This window comes from Microbacterium sp. Z6_144 (assembly GCF_057197625.1).
The window spans coordinates 157328-173911 of record NZ_JBXVPT010000002.1 but is presented as its reverse complement, the minus strand read 5'-3'; the positions used below and the strand labels follow the sequence as shown (position 1 = coordinate 173911).

The window sequence follows — 16584 nt, the reverse complement described above, 5'->3', positions numbered from 1 at the left end:
GAAAGGGCGGATGCCGAAGCATCCGCCCTTTCGTGGTGTCTCAGGCGCCGGCGACGATGTCCGGCGTCGCGGTGATCTCGCCACCGGTGGTGACGCCCACGGCGACCTTCTCGTCGCGTGCGGTGGTCTCGAACACGAACTCGCCGTTCTGCGAGTCCACCTTCACGTGGTTGCCCGCTTCGAGCTCGCCGTGCAGGATCTTCTCGCTGAGGCGATCCTCCACCTCGCGCTGCATGGCCCGCCGCAGCGGCCGCGCACCGAGGGCCGGGTCGAACCCGATCTCGATGAGCCGCTCCTTGGCCGCCTGCGACAGCTCGATCGTCATATCTCGGTCGAGCAGCCGGTCGGCCAGGCGCTTGGTGAACAGATCGACGATCTGCACCAGCTCGGGCTTGGACAGCTGCGGGAAGACGATGACGTCGTCGAGGCGGTTGAGGAACTCGGGCTTGAAGTGACGCTTCAGCTCCTCGTCGACCTTGCCCTTCATCCGGTCATAGCTCGTCTGGCTGTTGCCCTCGACCTGGAACCCGACCGGACCACCGGCGATCGCCGACGAACCGAGGTTCGTCGTCATGATGATGACGGTGTTCTTGAAGTCGATCATGCGGCCCTGACCGTCGGTCAGACGACCCTCTTCGAGGATCTGCAGGAGCGAGTTGAAGATGTCGGGGTGCGCCTTCTCGATCTCGTCGAAGAGCACGACCGAGAACGGCTTGCGGCGCACCTTCTCGGTGAGCTGGCCGCCCTCTTCGAATCCGACGAACCCGGGAGGGGCACCGAACAGACGCGAGACGGTGTGCTTCTCACCGAACTCCGACATGTCGAGGGAGATCAGCGCGCCCTCGTCGTCGAAGAGGAACTCGGCGAGCGCCTTGGCGAGCTCGGTCTTTCCGACGCCGGTGGGGCCGGCGAAGATGAACGATCCCGACGGGCGCTTGGGGTCCTTCAGACCGGCACGCTGGCGGCGGATCGTCTTGGCGAGCGCCGAGATGGCCTCTTCCTGTCCGATGACCCGCTGGTGCAGCGCCTTCTCCATGAAGACGAGTCGGCTGGACTCCTCCTCGGTGAGCTTGAACACCGGGATGCCGGTGGCCTGGGCGAGCACCTCCGCGATCAGACCTTCGTCGACGACCGCGTGGCTCGCGACGTCGCCGCTGCGCCACTGCTTCTCGAGACGGAGACGCTCAGCCAGGAGCGACTTCTCCTCGTCGCGCAGCGACGCGGCCTTTTCGAAGTCCTGCTCCTCGGAGGCGACTTCCTTCTGCTCGCGCACCTTCGCGATCTTCTCGTCGAACTCGCGCAGCTCCGGCGGGCTGGACAGGATCGACAGGCGCAGGCGTGCGCCGGCCTCGTCGATCAGGTCGATCGCCTTGTCCGGAAGGAAGCGGTCGCTGACGTAGCGGTCGGCGAGGTTCGCGGCGGCCACGATCGCGCCATCGGTGATCTGCACCTTGTGGTGCGCCTCGTACCGGTCGCGCAGCCCCTTCAGGATGTTGATGGAGTGGGGCAGGCTCGGCTCGGCGACCTGGATCGGCTGGAAGCGGCGCTCCAGCGCAGCATCCTTCTCGAAGTGCTTGCGGTACTCGTCGAGAGTGGTCGCACCGATGGTCTGCAGCTCGCCGCGGGCGAGCAGCGGCTTCAGGATGCTGGCCGCGTCGATCGCGCCCTCGGCGGCACCGGCACCCACGAGGGTGTGGATCTCGTCGATGAACACGATGATGTCGCCGCGCGTGCGGATCTCCTTGGTGACCTTCTTCAGACGCTCTTCGAAGTCGCCGCGGTAGCGGGACCCGGCGATGAGCGAGCCGAGGTCGAGGGAGTAGACCTGCTTGTCCTTGAGCGTCTCGGGCACGTCGCCCTTGACGATCGCCTGCGCGAGCCCCTCGACGACGGCGGTCTTGCCGACGCCGGGCTCACCGATCAGCACGGGGTTGTTCTTGGAGCGACGCGAGAGGATCTGCATGACCCGCTCGATCTCCTTCTCGCGCCCGATGACCGGGTCGAGCTTGTTGTCGCGGGCGGCCTGCGTGAGGTTGCGGCCGAACTGGTCCAGCACCGCCGAACCGCCCTGCGCGGATGCGGCGGTCTGCTCGCCGGCACCGGAGGCGACCCCGGCGGGCTCCTTGCCCTGGTATCCGCTCAGGAGCTGGATGACCTGCTGGCGCACCTTGTTCAGGTCGGCGCCGAGCTTGACGAGCACCTGCGCGGCGACGCCCTCACCCTCGCGGATGAGACCGAGCAGGATGTGCTCGGTACCGATGTAGTTGTGGCCGAGCTGCAGCGCTTCGCGCAGCGACAGCTCCAGCACCTTCTTGGCGCGAGGGGTGAAGGGGATGTGGCCGGTGGGCTGTTGCTGCCCCTGGCCGATGATGTCCTGCACCTGCTCACGCACGGCATCCAGGGAGATGCCGAGGGACTCCAGGGCCTTGGCGGCGACACCCTCGCCCTCGTGGATCAGCCCGAGCAGGATGTGCTCGGTACCGATGTAATTGTGGTTGAGCATCTTCGCCTCTTCTTGGGCGAGCACAACCACGCGACGGGCACGGTCGGTGAATCTTTCGAACATCCTCAAACCCTCCAGAATGGGTCGTTGGGCACGCTTGCGCGCGCCGTATATCGAGACTAACCAGCGCTCCGGGGCCCGGCGGCGGTGTTCGCCGTCGGCATAGCGCAGCCACTCCCCCTTGCGCCGGAGCGGCTTCCGCGCTTCCGCGGGCAAGGTATTGACGGCGCTCATTGGTGATGTAACGATATTCGATAACAACGAATATCGTTAAGGAGTACCAATGACGCACGGGGGAACTGGTGTGATGGAGCAGACCACCAAGAAGGAACGCAACGACATCCTCTCGACGCTCGGCGTCAGCGGCATCCTGGGGGTCGTTGTCTCAGTCGCCTCCGTGATCCGGTGGCTGGAGACGTTCACCCCCGAGGGCACCTCCGTGCCCGTACCGTTCGACCACGCTCGGGCGGAGCTCACCCCCCGGGACGGGCTCCCGTCCACCGTCGTGGACGTCACGTGGGCGAACGTGATCGCCGAAGGCACCAACGCGGTCTCCGTCACGTCGCTGGCTCTGTCGATCGTGGTGAGCGCAGCGGCCGCCCTCACCGTGATCGCCCTGTTCGCCGTGCTCGCGCTGCGGTTCCTGCGCGGTCGCTTCTTCGACGCGACGAACCCGCGCTTGCTCGACGCGGCGGGATGGACCATGTTCGCCGGCGCGCTCGCGGTGTACTTCTTCGACATGCTCGGACGCAACGGGGTTCTCGCGGCCGCGGGCCTCGCCGACTTCGATCCGGATTCGTGGGCTCTGATGGGGCCGTTCTTCGCCGTCTGGATCGCTGCGACGGTGCTCGGGCTGCTGTCGCTCGCGTTCCGTCGCGGCATCCGCCTGCAGCGCGACTCGGAGGGTCTGGTGTGAGCCCCGCCGAGGACGACGGGCCCAGCGGCATCCACTGCCGACTGGACGAGCTGTTGGCCGACCGCGGGATGACGCTGACCCGGCTGTCGGAGTTGGTCGGCGTCTCCATCGTGAACCTGTCGGTGCTCAAGAACGACCGGGCCCGCGCCATCCGTTATTCGACGCTGGCGGCGATCTGCCGCGCGCTGGACTGCGAGATCGGCGACCTGCTGGTTCTCGCCCGCGACTGACCGCGTCAGTCGGCGGCGAGGAAGTCCGCGCCGGCGAGCCGGAACGCGCGAGCACCCGGGGCGTTGGTGTGGTGGCGCCCCGGGATCTCGAAGAATCCCCCGCGGGGGGTGAGGCCGGCCAGGCGCCGCGACTCCTCGAGGATGGCGTCGTCGCTGCCCGTCGCGAACAGCACCGGCTGATGCGGCGGGGATGCGGGGTCGGGATCGTTGTCGCCGATGCGCATCCCCTCGGCCACGGCGATGAGCGCACGCAGGTCGTTGCCCGGCACACGCTGGGCCAGGCCGACATAGCGCTGCGTCACCGCGTCGGTGACGGGTTCGCCGGTGTCGGCGAACGCGCGTGCCTGATCGACCTTGAGGCGAGCGAGCGGCCGCCCGTCGGGGATGCCGCCGAGCACGGCACGCTCCACATGCCCGGGCGCATCGACCGCGAGCTGCCAGCCGACCCGCCCGCCGAGGGAGTACCCCAGGTACCGGATGTCATCGAGAAGGTAGGTGTCGAGCACGCCCGTGAGGTCGCGCACGAGCACCGGCATCGCGTAGCTGGCTGCATCGTGCGGTTTGTCACTCGCGCCATGTCCGCGCTGGTCGACGGCGAGGACGCGCAGGCCGCGCCGGAGGAGCTCGCGCACCCACCCGGTGTTCACCCAGTTGTCGCGCGTGCTCGACCCGAACCCGTGCACGGCGAGGACGGTGGGCGCATCGGGGTCGCCCCAGGAGTAGGTCGCCAGGCGCACCCCGTCCTCGGCCATGACGATCTGGGGCCGGGGAATTTCGGTGAGCGCGGCGATGGCAGCATCCATGCCTCTCATCGTGGCGTATCAGCGGCCGTCAGCGACCGATCCGACGGCACAACTGCGGAGATGCTCGACGACTCGCCGTGAGGACGGCCCGCGAGGCGGCGTGTCGCGGCCCGCATCCGCCGTTGTGCACGGGGGCGACGAGGAGCCGGCCCGCCGATGGCGATCCGGGTCAGGGGTGGCCGACGATGGCCACGCGGGCGCCGTCGTACGTGTTGCCCGAGAGCACGGCCTCGTATGCGGCGCCGGCGGGGACGCCGGGCACCTCCACCGCGGTCACGCGCGGCGCCATGTCGGCGGTGCAGATCTGATCGGCCGGCGGGCTGACGAAGGTCACCGAGATCTCGCCCGGCGCCGCGACCGCGGCGCTCTCCACCTGCGGTCGGCAGCTCGACGATCCCCACGTGAGCAGCGCGAAGACGTCGGACCCCGCCCATCCTGCGCTCGGCTGGCCGCCGTCCAGGCCCGTCCCGGGGGTGAGGCCCGGGACTCCGGCCAGCTCGGTCTCGCCGCGGTAGCCGGCCGCCTCGACCTCGACGCGCAGGTCCTGGGCGGAGTCGACACCGGCCGGAAGCGGCACGGCCAGCCCCTGCGGCACGAGGTCGTAGGTGCACGCCCCGTCCGGCTCCATGACCGAGACCCGGAGAACCCCGTCCTCGTACGTCACATCGTCGGCGAACGGACGACAGGTCGAGGTCCCCTCGAGGAGAACTCCGACCATCGCCCCGCCGTCCAGCCACGCCGCGGCGACCTGTGCCGTCTCGGCGGTTCCCGTCCCGGCCGTTGCCGTGGGCGTTGCTTCGACCTCTCCGGATGAGGCGCAGCCCGCGAGCACGCCGGCGATCAGCACCGAACCCCCGAGAACGGCGAGGACCGAGTGGATGCGACGGGACATGAACGACCTCCGGATGCAGCGTGTGCCTCGCGAGCGGAAGCACCTTCCCATCCTTCCGAACGCGGCTGTGCGAACCCGCCGGATCCGGTAACACCCGGATCACGATCCGGGCGGGAACGCTACTGCAGGGCGGACGTGAGGCGGGCGAGGTTATCGAGCAGCGTCGAACGCAACGGCTGGTTCATCCACTCCTCGATGCTGAGTTCGCGGCTGAGGCTGCGGTAGGTGTCGGCGACCGACTCGAGGTCGCGCACGAACTCTTCCCCGCGCACCAGGAGCGAGATCTCCAGGTTCAGACCGAAGGAGCGCATGTCCATGTTGCTCGAGCCGATGACGGCGATCTCGCGGTCGATCATGATGCCCTTGGCGTGCAGGATGTAGGGCCGGCGGTACATCCACACCTTCACCCCCGCTCGCAGCAGCGCCTCGTAGTAGCTGCGCTGGGCGTGGTACACGAGGGCCTGATCGCCCTCTTCCGAGACGAACAACTCGACGACCACCCCGCGCTGGCACGCGGTGGTGACTGCCAGGAGCAGCGCCTCGTCGGGCACGAAGTACGGGCTGACGATGACGATCCGCTCCTTGGCGGCGTAGAGCATCCCGAGGAAGAGCTTGAGGTTGTTCTCGAAATCGAATCCGGGCCCGGACGGCACGATCTGACAGTCGAGGTCTCCCGGCCCGGGAGACACGCGGAACAGGTCGATCTCGTCGGAGAGGATCTCGTCGGTCTCGCCGTACCAGTCGGAGAGGAACACGGCGTTGATGCTGGCCACCACGGGGCCCTCCACGCGCACCATGAGGTCGACCCAGTGCAGTCCGCGCCGGATGTTCTTGTGCAGGTTGTAGCTCGAGTCGGTGACGTTCTGCGACCCCATGTACGCCACCCGTCCGTCAACGACGAGGAGCTTGCGGTGGTTGCGGAGGTCGGGTCGCTGGTAGCGGCCGCGCAGCGGCTGCACCGGCAGCAGGAGGTGCCAGTGCGCGCCCATGGCCGTGAGTCGACGCAGTGTACGGCGGTAGTTCGGCTTTCCCCGGTTAGCCCAGTGGTCAAGCAGCACGCGCACCACCACTCCCCGCGCCGCGACCTCTTCGAGCGCGCGGAAGAAGTTGTCGGTCGCCGCATCGGATTGGAAGATGTAGAACTGGACGTGCACGTAGCGTTCGGCCTGCCGGATGGTGTCGGCCATCGCATCCAGGCTCGTCTGGTAGTCGGAGATGACGGTGGCGCCGTTATCACCGGCGATCGGCATCGCACCCAGGTTGCGGTTGAGCTGGACGAGGTCCCGGAACCAGTGCGGGGCGTTGGGCCGGAGCGTTCCGAAGTCGAGCGAAGCGCTCGTCTCCCGGATGTAGTCGTTCAGGGCCGACTGCTTGCGTCGGAGCTTGCGCGGAAGGCGCGGGTTGCCGATCAGCAGGAACAGCAGCACCCCGACGTAGGGGATGAAGTAGATGGCCAGCAGCCACGCCATCGCCGCGGTGGGGCGCCGGTTACGGGGGACGACGATGATCGCGGTGATGCGGATCGTGACGTCCACGATGAGAGCCACGACCACCCACCACGTGGCATCGAAGGTGACTTCGACCACCGAAACCCCCCGCCGGAAACCCTCCCAGCGTACCGAATCCCGGAGACGCGACCTGCGAGGCGCCGTCAGCGCTCTGAGGGTGCGGGAGCCGGGGGAAGTCCGCGCTTGGCACGCTCCGCGGCCTCGACGCGCGCGTACGCCTTCCGTTCGGTGCGATCCATGCGCAGGATGCTCCGGAGGATGAAGAAGAACAGCACGGTCACCACGACGGTCGGCAGCAGCGCCCACACCACGGCGGTCCAGTAGCTATCCACACCCCCAGGATACGCCGACTCGGCTGTCCACTCGCCCGGAGAGCGGCCGCACCCTTCCTCCCCAGGCGCGTCGACGGAGCATGCATCCACCGATCACTCCCGCTCGCCTTCCTCGAGCGGGGCCGCGCCCCATCGTGGTGGGCATGACGACCATCTTCCGGGCGGCCAGCGCCGCCGACTTCCTGGCCCTCGTGCCGCGCCTGCTCGGGTATCGGCCCACCCGGAGCCTCGTGCTCATCCCTTTCGACGGCAACCGCACCCTCGGTGCACTGCGCCTGGACCTGCCCGCCCGCTCCGATCCGGTCGAGCTGGAGCGGATGAGTTCGACCATCATGGGGATGGTCTGCAAGGTCAGCCATGCCGACGCCGTAGCCGTGGTCGCCTACACCGACGCGACGCTCGCCGGCGCCGAGGGGCTGCCGCACGATGCCGTGGCAGGGGCGCTCCTGTCCTCCGCGGACCGGTGCGGATTGCGCGTGAGCGAAGCGCTGTGCGTGGCCGCGGACGGATGGGGGTCGTACCTGGACCCAGGATGCCCCGGCGGCGGACGTCCGCTGGCGGAGATCCCGTACGACCATGAGGGGTTCGGGAACGAGCCGATGCCCGCGCACGACCAGGCGAGCGGCGCCGACCTCCCGGCGGTCGACCTCGCCGAGAAGGAGCGGGTCGGGAGCGCGTTCGCCGAGATCGAGGCGGCGATGGAGGCGCTGTTCGGGGCGGATGAGCGGCGGGCCGATCCGCGGATCCCGCCGCCGGCCCTGGTCACCGTGTGCCGCATGGACGACGTACCGCTGCTGTTCGAAGAGGCCCTCGCGCGCGACCCGGGGGAGCTCGACCCGTATGAGGCCGCCGCGCTCGTGTGGTGCCTCATGCGTCCCGGCCTCCGCGACGTGGCCCTGGTCCAGTGGACGCGAGACCTGGATGCCGGCGACGAAGCCTTTGAGGCGCAACTGCGTTTCACCGAGGGCGAGACGTACCCCGAACATCTGGCGGCGCCGATCTGGGGCGACGCGCCCTCCCCTGACCCCGACCGGTTGCAGGCGGCGCTGTCTCTCACGCGCAGGCTCGCGGCCGCGGCGCCCCGCGACGCGCGGCCGGGGATCCTCGCCGCCGCCGCGTGGCTGGCCTGGGCACTGGGACGCTCCACGCACGCCGGACGCTACGCCGAACTGGCCCGCGAAATCGATCCCGACCACGTCATGGCCGGCATCGTGCTGACCTTCGCCGCGAACGGGCACCTACCCGAATGGGTCTACCGGCGTTCGGTGCCGCGCGACCCGGTCACGCGGCTCATCGACTCGCGAGGCATCGAGTCGTGAGCGGGATCACTTCACGAGCGGGAAGAGGATCGTCTCGCGGATGCCGAGCCCGGTGATCGCCATGAGCAGGCGGTCGATCCCCATGCCCATGCCGCCGGTCGGGGGCATCCCGTGCTCGAGCGCGCGCAGGAACTCCTCGTCGATGCGCATGGCCTCGTCGTCGCCGCGCGCGGCCAGCAGCGCCTGCTCGGTGAAGCGCTCGCGCTGGATGACCGGGTCGATGAGCTCGGAGTATCCGGTCGCCAGTTCGAACCCGCGCACGTACAGGTCCCACTTCTCCACGACCCCCGGCATCGAGCGGTGCTCCCGCACGAGCGGGCTGGTGTCCACGGGGAAGTCCATGACGAAGGTGGGGCGGGTGAGGCCGCCCTTGACGAAGTGCTCCCACAGCTCCTCGACCCACTTGCCGTGGGTGGGGTGCGGCGGCTCATCGACACCGGCGTCAGCGGCGAGCGCGCGAAGCTCCTCGACGGGGGTCTCCGGCGTGATCTCCCGCCCGGCCGCATCCGAAAGAGACCCGTACATCGAGAGGCGGTCCCACTCGCCGCCGAGGTCGTAGACCGTGCCGTCCGCCCACGTGACGGTGGTGGAGCCGGTGACGGCCACGGCGGCGTTCTGCACGAGCGCCTGCGTCAGATCGGCGATGCCGGAGTAGTCGGTGTAGGCCTGGTAGGCCTCCAGCATCGCGAACTCCGGGCTGTGGGTGGAGTCGGCGCCTTCGTTGCGGAAGTTGCGGTTGATCTCGAAGACCCGGTCGATGCCGCCGACCACGGCGCGCTTGAGGAACAGCTCGGGGGCGATGCGCAGGTACAGGTCGGTGTCGAAGGCGTTGGAGTGGGTGATGAAGGGACGGGCGCTGGCCCCGCCGTGCTGCACCTGCAGCATCGGCGTCTCGACCTCGAGGAAGCCACGCTCGGCGAAGGTGGCGCGCAGGCTCGCGTTGACCTTGGCCCGCGCCACGACGGTCTCGCGGGCGCGGTCGCGCACGATCAGGTCGAGGTAGCGGCTGCGGACGCGGCTCTCTTCGCTGAGCTCGGTGTACATGTTCGGCAGCGGCAGCACCGCCTTGGACGCGATCTGCCATTCGTCGACCATGATCGACAGCTCGCCGCGACGGCTGGAGATCACCTGCCCGGATACGAACACGTGGTCGCCGAGGTCGACCAGTTCCTTCCACGCCTGCAGGGACTCCTCGCCGACGACGGCGAGCGACACCATGGCCTGGATGCGGCTGCCGTCGCCGGCCTGGAGGGACGCGAAGCACAGCTTTCCGGTGTTGCGACTGAACACCACCCGCCCCGCGACGCCGACGGTGACACCCGTCTCCTCGCCCGCTTCGAGCGCGTCGAAGCGCGCCCGGACGGCGGGGATCGTGTCGGTCACCGGCACGACGACCGGGTAGGGCCCTCCGGCAGCATCCGCGCGTTCGTGCAGCAGGCGCTCGCGCTTGGCCAGGCGCACGGCCTTCTGTTCGAAGGCGTCGTCCAGCTCGTTCTGCTGAGCGTCATCGTTCGGGGTGTCGGCGGCGGATGCGGGCACGTCGGTCATCGGCGGGGGCTCCTCGGGATTCGCATCCAGTCTAGGTGGGCCGGTTTCCCGGCCTTCGCCCTGCAGACAGCGCGGTCAGGGAACGTAGATGTCGGTGTTGTCGACGAAGCGGTGGCCGCCCACGGTCGCGGCGATCAGCACCGTCGCCCGGCCGGCATGCCCTTCGTCCACCGGCAGGAACGTGGCGGGGTCGACGATGCTCAGGTAGTCGAGCCGGATACGCGACTCGCCCATGAGCGTCGACTGGGCCGCGGCGATGCAGGCATCCACGCCCCGATCGGCGTTGGATGCCGCCGCATCCAGCGCCTCGGTCAGTCGCGCGGCCGCGCGACGGTCGTTGTCGTCCAGGAGCCCCACCCGGCTGGAGACCGGCAGGCCGTCATCGGCGCGCACGGTCGGCACCGTGGCGACCTCGATGCCGAACTTCAGGTCGCGGATCATGCGCTGCACGAGGAAGACCCGCTGCAGGTCGCGCTCCCCGTACAGGGCGATGTCGGGCCGCACGAGGTGGAACAGCAGCGCCTCCACCGTGAGGAGCCCGTCGAAGTAGTACGGCCGGGAGCGTCCCTCGTAGCGCAGCCCCAGGTCGCCCGCGCTGATCCGCGTCGTGGCAAGGCCCGCCGGCAGCAGCTCCGCCGCATCGGGGGCGAAGACGATGTCGACCCCCAACGACTCGAGCAGCGCGAGGTCTTCCGCCGGGCTCCGCGGGTACGCCGCGGCGTCGTCGGACGTGCGGAAGCGCAGCGGGTTCACGAACGTGGACACCACGACGACATCGGCGCGCTCGCGCGCCAGGTGGACCAGATCGATGTGCCCGTCGTGCAGGGCGCCGAGGGTGGAAAGGAGAGCGACCGTGGGCGCCGGCTCCTCGGTGCGGGATGCGGCTCTGGCCTCGGCCAGTCGGGTGCGCAACCCGTCGACGGTGCTGATCATCCGTCGATCGTAGCCTCCGGCGGCAGGGTGTCCGGGCCGGCGGGCGCCCCCTCGGCGAGCGCCTGGTCCACCGTCGATCGCACCAGCGCGGACAGGTACCCGCCGGGGTTGTCGATCCCGACGCCCGCGAGGAGCCCCGATGCCTGCCGGACGATCGAGCGGGAGAAGTGCGTCGCGGTGGCGATGGCCTCGGCGTATGCGGGCCGGTCGGCTTCCGCGATCACGACGGGTTCACAGCCGAGCTCCACCGCGAGCGCCTGGGCGATCGGCAGCACCGGGGCCGGAGCGGTGACAGCGGCATAGCTCTCGGTGAGCTGGCGGAGGTCCATGGATGTCCCGGTGAACGAGATCGCCGGGTGGATGGCGAGCGGGATGGCGCCTCCGCGGAGAGCCGGCCCCAGCACCTCCACGCCGTACCCGGGGTCGACGTGCAGGACGAGCTGGCCGATCTGCCACGCGCCGAGTTCGGCGAGCCCCGCCACGAGCGTCGGGAGCTCGAGGTGGGGAACGGCGATCACCACCAGCTCGGCGCGACGGACCACCTCGTCGGCGTCGAGCGTGGGGACGCCCGGCAGCAGCGCATCCACGCGGTCGGGGTCGGAGCCCCCGGTGATGCCGACCACGGCGTGGCCGGCGTTGCGGAGCGCCGCGCCCACGACCGGGCCGACGCGTCCGGCACCGAGAATCCCGACGCCGAGCCGTCCGTCGCGGGCCGGGCTCACTGCGCCCACCGGTGGCTGCGGTCGCCGGCCGCGGCGGCGACGATGCCCTCGGCGGCCCCGGCGAACGCCCGCAGCGCATCGTCGCGGTCGAGGATGCCGACAGTCGCAGTGACGGTTCCGGGAACCACGTGCGCGGTCAGGTTCGCCAGGCTCAGTGCTCGGTCGACGGGACCCTGCGTGATCCCGATGCTCTGCATGCGGGCAAGCGGGAAGACCCCGAGCGCCCGCCACACGAAGCCGCGACGCAGGAACAGCGCGTCGGGGGTGAGGAGGTAGCCGTTGCGCCGCCACGACAGCGGGCGCAGCAGCCGCGCGCGGTGGGGCGTGGTCACGTAGGGGTCCTCCTCCGCCGGCCCGAGGATGCCCTGCTCGAACACGTGGGCGAGTTGCTCCTCGGGGAGCGCCGGCAGGAGCAGCCGGAAGACCCGCTCGACGTCGGCCCGCGTGCCCACCGGCAGCACCGTGGTGAACTGATCGGCTGCGGCCTCCGCCATCGCACGCCCCGAGATGCGGGTGACCGTGATCGACCACCAGCCGAACGGCCGCCACAGGAGAGGCTGGCGCACCTCGAGCGCATGCACGCGGCCGGGCGGCAGGATCTCGCTCACGGTCGTGAACACCCCGAATGTGACGCGGACGCCGCTGGGGGTGGGGGCGATGGAGTACCGCAGCGCCCGGACGAACGACCTCGCCCAGTACGCGGCGAAGCCGATCACGGCCGGGACGAAGACGAACAGCAGCCACGGGACTCCCGCGACGGCGCCGACGATCACGACGACGAGGAACCCCAGCAGTGCCAGCGTCGACCCGCTCAGCACACGGGATGCGGCGAGCCGGCCGGGCGGGATGTGCACGACCGATTCGACCTCGGTCCCATCCGCATCCTCGCCCTCGATGAGTCCGGTGATCCCGGCACCGACGACCGTGGCGGCCTGCTGGATGCGCGACCCCCGCGGCCGCTCGGCACCCGGAGTGCCCGCAGCTGCAGCCAGACGGCGGCCCGAGGCCAGGCGAAGGATGTCGGTGCGGATCGTCTCGGCGTTCGGGATGGACAGGTACTCCAGCTTGACGTTCGAATCCTGCCCCGCGCCGATCACCTCGAGCTTGGCCAGGCCGAACAGCCGCGCGACGAGGGGGCGGGTGAGGTTGACACCCTGGACGCGGTCGAGCGGGGCGCGGCGATGGGTGCGGAAGAGCACGCCGCTTTGCACATCGACGTCCTCCCCGGTGATGCGGAAGGTGTGGAAGCGCCACGAGATCCAGAACACGACGACCAGGACCACTAGGACGGCCAGCAGCACCCCGCCCGCCAGCAGGAGGAGGTTGTTGCGGAGCAGGTAGTCGACCGGGTCGGCGGGCGCGTCGTCGCCGCGGGGGAAGCCGGGCACGAAGATCTCGACCAGTCGCTCCCGCAGGTTCGCCACGATGATGCCGACGATCACGAGGAGGAACAGCCCGCCGCGCAGGAGCGGGCTGAGGGGATGCATGCGATGCCACTCGCCGTCGCTCAGCGGCGAGCGCACCTCCGCGACGGGCGGGGCGGTGACGGGGGCGTCGCTCACAAGCCCGTCCGGCGGGTTTCGGCGACCTCGACGAGCGTGTCGCGCAGCTGCTCGGCCGCATCCTGCGGGAGTCCGGGGATCGTGACGCCGGTGGTGGCCGCGGCGGTGACGAGCTTGAGCTGCGCGATGCCGAAGCCGCGGTCGAGCGGTCCGTGGGTGATGTCGATGAGCTGCATCCGCCCGTACGGGACGGCGACCATCCGCTGCCACAGGATGCCGCGGCGGAACACCAGGTCGTCGCGGCGGAGCTGGTAGCCGTACGAGCGCGCCTGGCGCGGGGTGATCACCAGCGACGCCACCGCGATGACGGTGAGCACTCCGGCGGGGATCCACACCCATGTCTGCGAGAGCCACAGCTGGAGCACCAGCGCAGCGACGAGCACGAGCAGGACGAAGACGCCCGTGGAGATGAGCTGCACCCAGACGTAGGCGCGGGCGAGCTGATGCCACACGCCGTCGCCCAAGGGAAGCCGGCCGGGCGCGCGCGGCTCGCGGATCTGCGGGAAGGTCCCGCTGTCCAGCACGTCGTCCTCGGTGAGCTCAGCGGCCGGAGGGTTCGAGTCCGGGGGAGGTGTTCCCGGGCTGATCGTCATCGTCGTCCTTCCGGATGGTGCAGAGCTGTTCGGCGACGAGGCCGCCGGCCACGAGGAGCGCCCCGCAGACCGCCGTCGCGATGACCGTCCCCATCGAGCCTAGCGACGGCACGACCGGTCGGGTGAGGAGGAAGACGATGAGCCCGACCCCGAGACCGCCGACGACGGCGCCGACGATGCTGGAGGCCTTGGCGAGGATCGCGATGCGCAGCGCGCGGAACGGATTGACCGGACCGGGAATGCGCCCCCGGGTGGCCCGGAAGACGGGGATCGCCAGCACGATCACCGTGGCGCCGAGGAGCAGCAGCAGGATGGGGAGGCTCACCGATGGCGTGAACGTGGGTCGGCCGGTGGCGCTGAGGATGTTGTCGAGGAGGAAGCCCGCACCCGCCCCGATGACGGCGGCGAGGATCAGGCCCCCGGCGCTCGTGCGCTTCACGACTGGCCCCGCAGCCGGTCATGGAGTTCGCGGACGGAGCCGACCCCGGGAAGTTGTGCGTCGCGGTCGATGTCGAGCCAGGGAGTGAGCACGAAGTCGCGCTCGGCGGCGCGCGGATGCGGGAGCGTGAGGCGAGGATCGGTCGAGATGATGTCGCCGTACGCGATGAGGTCGAGATCGAGGGTGCGGTCGCCCCACCGTTCGCGGCGCACGCGCCCGTGCGCCGACTCGATCTCATGCAGGGCGCCCAGCAGCACCGACGGTGCCAGGCGCGTGCGCACGAGGGCGATGGCGTTGAGGTATCGCGGCGCATCCTCGTCTTCGCCCGACGCGGTCATCGCGACGGTCTCCATCGCTCCCGATGCCCGGACCTCGGGCGTCAGCGGCAGCGCGGCCAGTGCCGACAGCGCCGCTCCGAGGGTCTCGGCGCGGTCGCCGAGGTTGGAGCCGAGTGCCACCACCGCCACCGTCCCGTCCTGTGCGCTCATGCCCGCTCCGTGGAGAATCCGGCCGGCCGCGTGCGCGGGCGTGAGCGACGGAGGGTGACCGAGACGTCGGCGAAGGGTACGGCGATCGGCGCCGCGGGCTTGTGGACGGTGACGGTCACCACCTGCACGCGGTCATCGGCCAGGACGACGTCGGCGATGCGCTGCGCCAGGCGTTCGAGCAGGTTGACCGGCTCCCCCGCGACGACGGCGACGACCCGCTCCGCCAGTTCGCCGTAATGCACCGTGTCGGCGATGTCATCGGATGCCGCCGCGGCGGCTGTGGCGATGGCCAGGGTCAGGTCGACGACGAATTCCTGACCGTCGCGCCGTTCGTCGGGGTACACCCCGTGATGCCCGAATGCCCGGAGGCCGGTGAGGGTGATCTCGTCGACGACGTCGTGCGTGCTCATGCTCCGCTGCCTTCCCAGTACTCCGCGACGCGCAGGGCGTCGCGGGTGGCCGCCACGTCATGGACGCGCACGGCCCAGGCCCCCGCCCGCGCGGCGAGGACGCTCGTCACGGCCGTGGCGAGGTCACGACGCGGCAGGGACGCGTCCCCACCGAGCGCCTCCGCGAGGAACCCCTTCCGGCTGGTGCCGACCAGGACGCGCGGTCCGAGGCCCGTCAGCTGCGGCAGGGCACGCAGGACGTCCCAGTTCTGCGCGCCGCGCTTGCCGAACCCGACACCGGGGTCGAGGATCATCCGGGACGGCGGGATGCCCGCCGCCGCGGCGGCCGCCATCCGGGCGAGCAACTCGTCGGCGACTTCGCGGGCGATGTCGCGGTAGGTCGCATCGGCGTACATGTCGTCGGAATGGCCCCGCCAGTGCCCGAGCACCACATCCGCTCCGGTCGAGGCGACCGCCGGAAGAAGCTCCGCGTCGGCCAGGCCCCCGGAGACGTCGTTCACGATCCGCGCGCCGGCGTCGACCGCCGCCAGGGCCGTGGAGGCGTTCATCGTGTCGATGCTCACGGTGACGCCGGCATCCGCGAGCGCCGCGATCACCGGCAGCGCGCGCTCCTGCTCGGTGCGTACGGGGGTGCGCCCGGCGCCGGGCCGCGTGGATTCCCCGCCCACGTCGATGATCGAGGCGCCCTGCGCACGCAGCTCGAGGCCGTGCGCGATGGCCTGGTCGGGGTCGGCGAACCGGCCGCCGTCGCTGAACGAGTCGGGGGTGACGTTGACGATCCCCATCACGAGCGTCATGCGCGGGGGCTTCCGATCAGCGTCATGAGCTCGGCCCGGGCCGCGGGCTCGGCCAGCTCGCCGCGGGCGGCGATCGTGACCGTGGACGACTCGGTCTGCCGTGCGCCACGCATCGTCACGCACTCATGCACGGCGTCGAGAACCACGAGCACGCCGCGTGCGTCGAGCGACGACGCGATGACGTCGGCGATCTGCTCGCCGAGGCGCTCCTGCACCTGGGGTCGCGAAGACAGGATGTCCACCACCTTGGGGAGCGCCCCGAGGCCCACCACCTGCTCCCCCGGCAGGTAGGCCAGGTGCGCACGGCCCCGGAAGGGCAGGAGGTGGTGCTCGCAGATGGAACGGAACGCGACATCGCGCAGCAGCACGGCACCGGAGGGCAGGGTATCGGGCGCCGGCCCCCGGGTCACCGAGATGGTGTGCGCGAGCGGGCTCGCCGCATCCTCCCCCACCCCGGAGAAGAACTCGGCGTAGGCGTCGGCGACGCGCTGCGGTGTCTGACGTAGGCCGGGGCGATCGGGATCCTCCCCAATCGCCTCCAGCAGGTCGTGAACGAGTTCGGCGACGCGGTCGCGATCGACGGCCACGC

At 70.3% G+C, this 16584-nt stretch carries 18 protein-coding genes; 3 read left to right on the top strand and 15 right to left on the bottom strand.

Going from position 1 to position 16584, the window contains the following annotated elements:
- Positions 1-40 precede the first annotated feature (40 nt).
- Complete coding sequence (locus tag AC2DGY_RS12980; RefSeq protein WP_484510168.1) at positions 41-2566, bottom strand: ATP-dependent Clp protease ATP-binding subunit; 2526 nt, start codon at positions 2564-2566, stop codon at positions 41-43.
- 244 nt (positions 2567-2810) lie between these two features.
- Here AC2DGY_RS12980 and AC2DGY_RS12975 point away from each other — a divergent pair, with 244 nt between their 5' ends.
- Both AC2DGY_RS12975 and AC2DGY_RS12970 read left to right on the top strand, forming a co-directional pair.
- Positions 2811-3419, top strand: coding sequence for a hypothetical protein (locus tag AC2DGY_RS12975; protein WP_484510167.1), 609 nt, complete (start codon positions 2811-2813; stop codon positions 3417-3419).
- A complete protein-coding gene (locus AC2DGY_RS12970; RefSeq protein WP_484510166.1) occupies positions 3416-3649 on the top strand; it encodes a helix-turn-helix domain-containing protein in 234 nt (77 codons plus the stop codon). The genes AC2DGY_RS12975 and AC2DGY_RS12970 overlap by 4 nt, the downstream gene beginning before the upstream one ends.
- A 5-nt stretch (positions 3650-3654) precedes the next feature.
- Here the strand turns inward: AC2DGY_RS12970 and AC2DGY_RS12965 are convergent, their stop codons facing one another.
- The 4 genes from AC2DGY_RS12965 to AC2DGY_RS12950 all read right to left on the bottom strand — a co-directional run bounded on the left by AC2DGY_RS12965 (position 3655) and on the right by AC2DGY_RS12950 (position 7184).
- Positions 3655-4452 (bottom strand): alpha/beta fold hydrolase, encoded by a 798-nt coding sequence (locus AC2DGY_RS12965; protein WP_484510165.1) that lies wholly within the window; start codon positions 4450-4452, stop codon positions 3655-3657.
- Between the two features lie 169 nt (positions 4453-4621).
- The gene (locus AC2DGY_RS12960; protein WP_484510164.1) at positions 4622-5344 is read right to left on the bottom strand and encodes a hypothetical protein; all 723 of its coding nucleotides are present in this window, start codon (positions 5342-5344) and stop codon (positions 4622-4624) included.
- Between the two features lie 119 nt (positions 5345-5463).
- Positions 5464-6930, bottom strand: coding sequence for a cardiolipin synthase (gene cls / locus AC2DGY_RS12955; protein ID WP_484510163.1), 1467 nt, complete (start codon positions 6928-6930; stop codon positions 5464-5466).
- Positions 6931-6995: 65 nt separating this feature from the next.
- Positions 6996-7184 carry a hypothetical protein gene (locus AC2DGY_RS12950; RefSeq protein ID WP_484510162.1) on the bottom strand — a complete coding sequence of 63 codons (189 nt, stop codon included), beginning with the start codon at positions 7182-7184 and terminating at the stop codon, positions 6996-6998.
- A gap of 143 nt (positions 7185-7327) precedes the next feature.
- On the opposite strand from AC2DGY_RS12950, the gene AC2DGY_RS12945 reads away from it, so the two are divergent.
- Positions 7328-8503 carry a DUF4192 family protein gene (locus tag AC2DGY_RS12945; RefSeq protein WP_484510161.1) on the top strand — a complete coding sequence of 392 codons (1176 nt, stop codon included), beginning with the start codon at positions 7328-7330 and terminating at the stop codon, positions 8501-8503.
- Positions 8504-8509: 6 nt separating this feature from the next.
- On the opposite strand, the gene lysS is transcribed toward AC2DGY_RS12945, so the two are convergent.
- The 10 genes from lysS to folE form a co-directional block, all read right to left on the bottom strand.
- Entirely contained in the window at positions 8510-10051 is a 1542-nt protein-coding gene (lysS, locus tag AC2DGY_RS12940) for a lysine--tRNA ligase (RefSeq protein ID WP_484510160.1), read from the bottom strand.
- Between the two features lie 75 nt (positions 10052-10126).
- A complete protein-coding gene (panC, locus tag AC2DGY_RS12935) occupies positions 10127-10984 on the bottom strand; it encodes a pantoate--beta-alanine ligase (RefSeq protein ID WP_484510159.1) in 858 nt (285 codons plus the stop codon).
- Complete coding sequence (locus AC2DGY_RS12930) at positions 10981-11706, bottom strand: Rossmann-like and DUF2520 domain-containing protein (protein WP_484510158.1); 726 nt, start codon at positions 11704-11706, stop codon at positions 10981-10983. The genes panC and AC2DGY_RS12930 overlap by 4 nt, the downstream gene beginning before the upstream one ends.
- Entirely contained in the window at positions 11703-13268 is a 1566-nt protein-coding gene (locus tag AC2DGY_RS12925) for a PH domain-containing protein (RefSeq protein WP_484510157.1), read from the bottom strand. Before AC2DGY_RS12925 ends, AC2DGY_RS12930 begins: the two co-directional genes overlap by 4 nt.
- Complete coding sequence (locus AC2DGY_RS12920) at positions 13265-13861, bottom strand: PH domain-containing protein (protein ID WP_484510156.1); 597 nt, start codon at positions 13859-13861, stop codon at positions 13265-13267. The genes AC2DGY_RS12925 and AC2DGY_RS12920 overlap by 4 nt, the downstream gene beginning before the upstream one ends.
- Complete coding sequence (locus AC2DGY_RS12915) at positions 13809-14300, bottom strand: DUF3180 domain-containing protein (RefSeq protein WP_484510155.1); 492 nt, start codon at positions 14298-14300, stop codon at positions 13809-13811. Before AC2DGY_RS12915 ends, AC2DGY_RS12920 begins: the two co-directional genes overlap by 53 nt.
- Entirely contained in the window at positions 14297-14788 is a 492-nt protein-coding gene (folK, locus tag AC2DGY_RS12910; protein WP_484510154.1) for a 2-amino-4-hydroxy-6-hydroxymethyldihydropteridine diphosphokinase, read from the bottom strand. Before folK ends, AC2DGY_RS12915 begins: the two co-directional genes overlap by 4 nt.
- Entirely contained in the window at positions 14785-15198 is a 414-nt protein-coding gene (gene folB / locus AC2DGY_RS12905; RefSeq protein ID WP_484510153.1) for a dihydroneopterin aldolase, read from the bottom strand. Before folB ends, folK begins: the two co-directional genes overlap by 4 nt.
- Complete coding sequence (gene folP / locus AC2DGY_RS12900) at positions 15195-15995, bottom strand: dihydropteroate synthase (RefSeq protein WP_484510152.1); 801 nt, start codon at positions 15993-15995, stop codon at positions 15195-15197. The genes folB and folP overlap by 4 nt, the downstream gene beginning before the upstream one ends.
- On the bottom strand, positions 15992-16582 hold the full coding sequence (gene folE / locus AC2DGY_RS12895) for a GTP cyclohydrolase I (RefSeq protein WP_484510151.1): 591 nt from the start codon (positions 16580-16582) through the stop codon (positions 15992-15994). Before folE ends, folP begins: the two co-directional genes overlap by 4 nt.
- Between the last annotated feature and the right edge of the window lie 2 nt (positions 16583-16584).

Coding starts and splice junctions, on each gene's coding strand:
- folK (WP_484510154.1), bottom strand. CDS start 14,788: ATGAGCGCACAGGACGGGACGGTGGCGGTGGTGGCACTCGGCTCCAAC.
- AC2DGY_RS12975 (WP_484510167.1), top strand. CDS start 2,811: ATGGAGCAGACCACCAAGAAGGAACGCAACGACATCCTCTCGACGCTC.
- AC2DGY_RS12920 (WP_484510156.1), bottom strand. CDS start 13,861: ATGACGATCAGCCCGGGAACACCTCCCCCGGACTCGAACCCTCCGGCC.
- lysS (WP_484510160.1), bottom strand. CDS start 10,051: ATGACCGACGTGCCCGCATCCGCCGCCGACACCCCGAACGATGACGCT.
- folB (WP_484510153.1), bottom strand. CDS start 15,198: ATGAGCACGCACGACGTCGTCGACGAGATCACCCTCACCGGCCTCCGG.
- AC2DGY_RS12980 (WP_484510168.1), bottom strand. CDS start 2,566: ATGTTCGAAAGATTCACCGACCGTGCCCGTCGCGTGGTTGTGCTCGCC.
- AC2DGY_RS12960 (WP_484510164.1), bottom strand. CDS start 5,344: ATGTCCCGTCGCATCCACTCGGTCCTCGCCGTTCTCGGGGGTTCGGTG.
- AC2DGY_RS12965 (WP_484510165.1), bottom strand. CDS start 4,452: ATGGATGCTGCCATCGCCGCGCTCACCGAAATTCCCCGGCCCCAGATC.
- panC (WP_484510159.1), bottom strand. CDS start 10,984: ATGATCAGCACCGTCGACGGGTTGCGCACCCGACTGGCCGAGGCCAGA.
- AC2DGY_RS12945 (WP_484510161.1), top strand. CDS start 7,328: ATGACGACCATCTTCCGGGCGGCCAGCGCCGCCGACTTCCTGGCCCTC.
- folP (WP_484510152.1), bottom strand. CDS start 15,995: ATGACGCTCGTGATGGGGATCGTCAACGTCACCCCCGACTCGTTCAGC.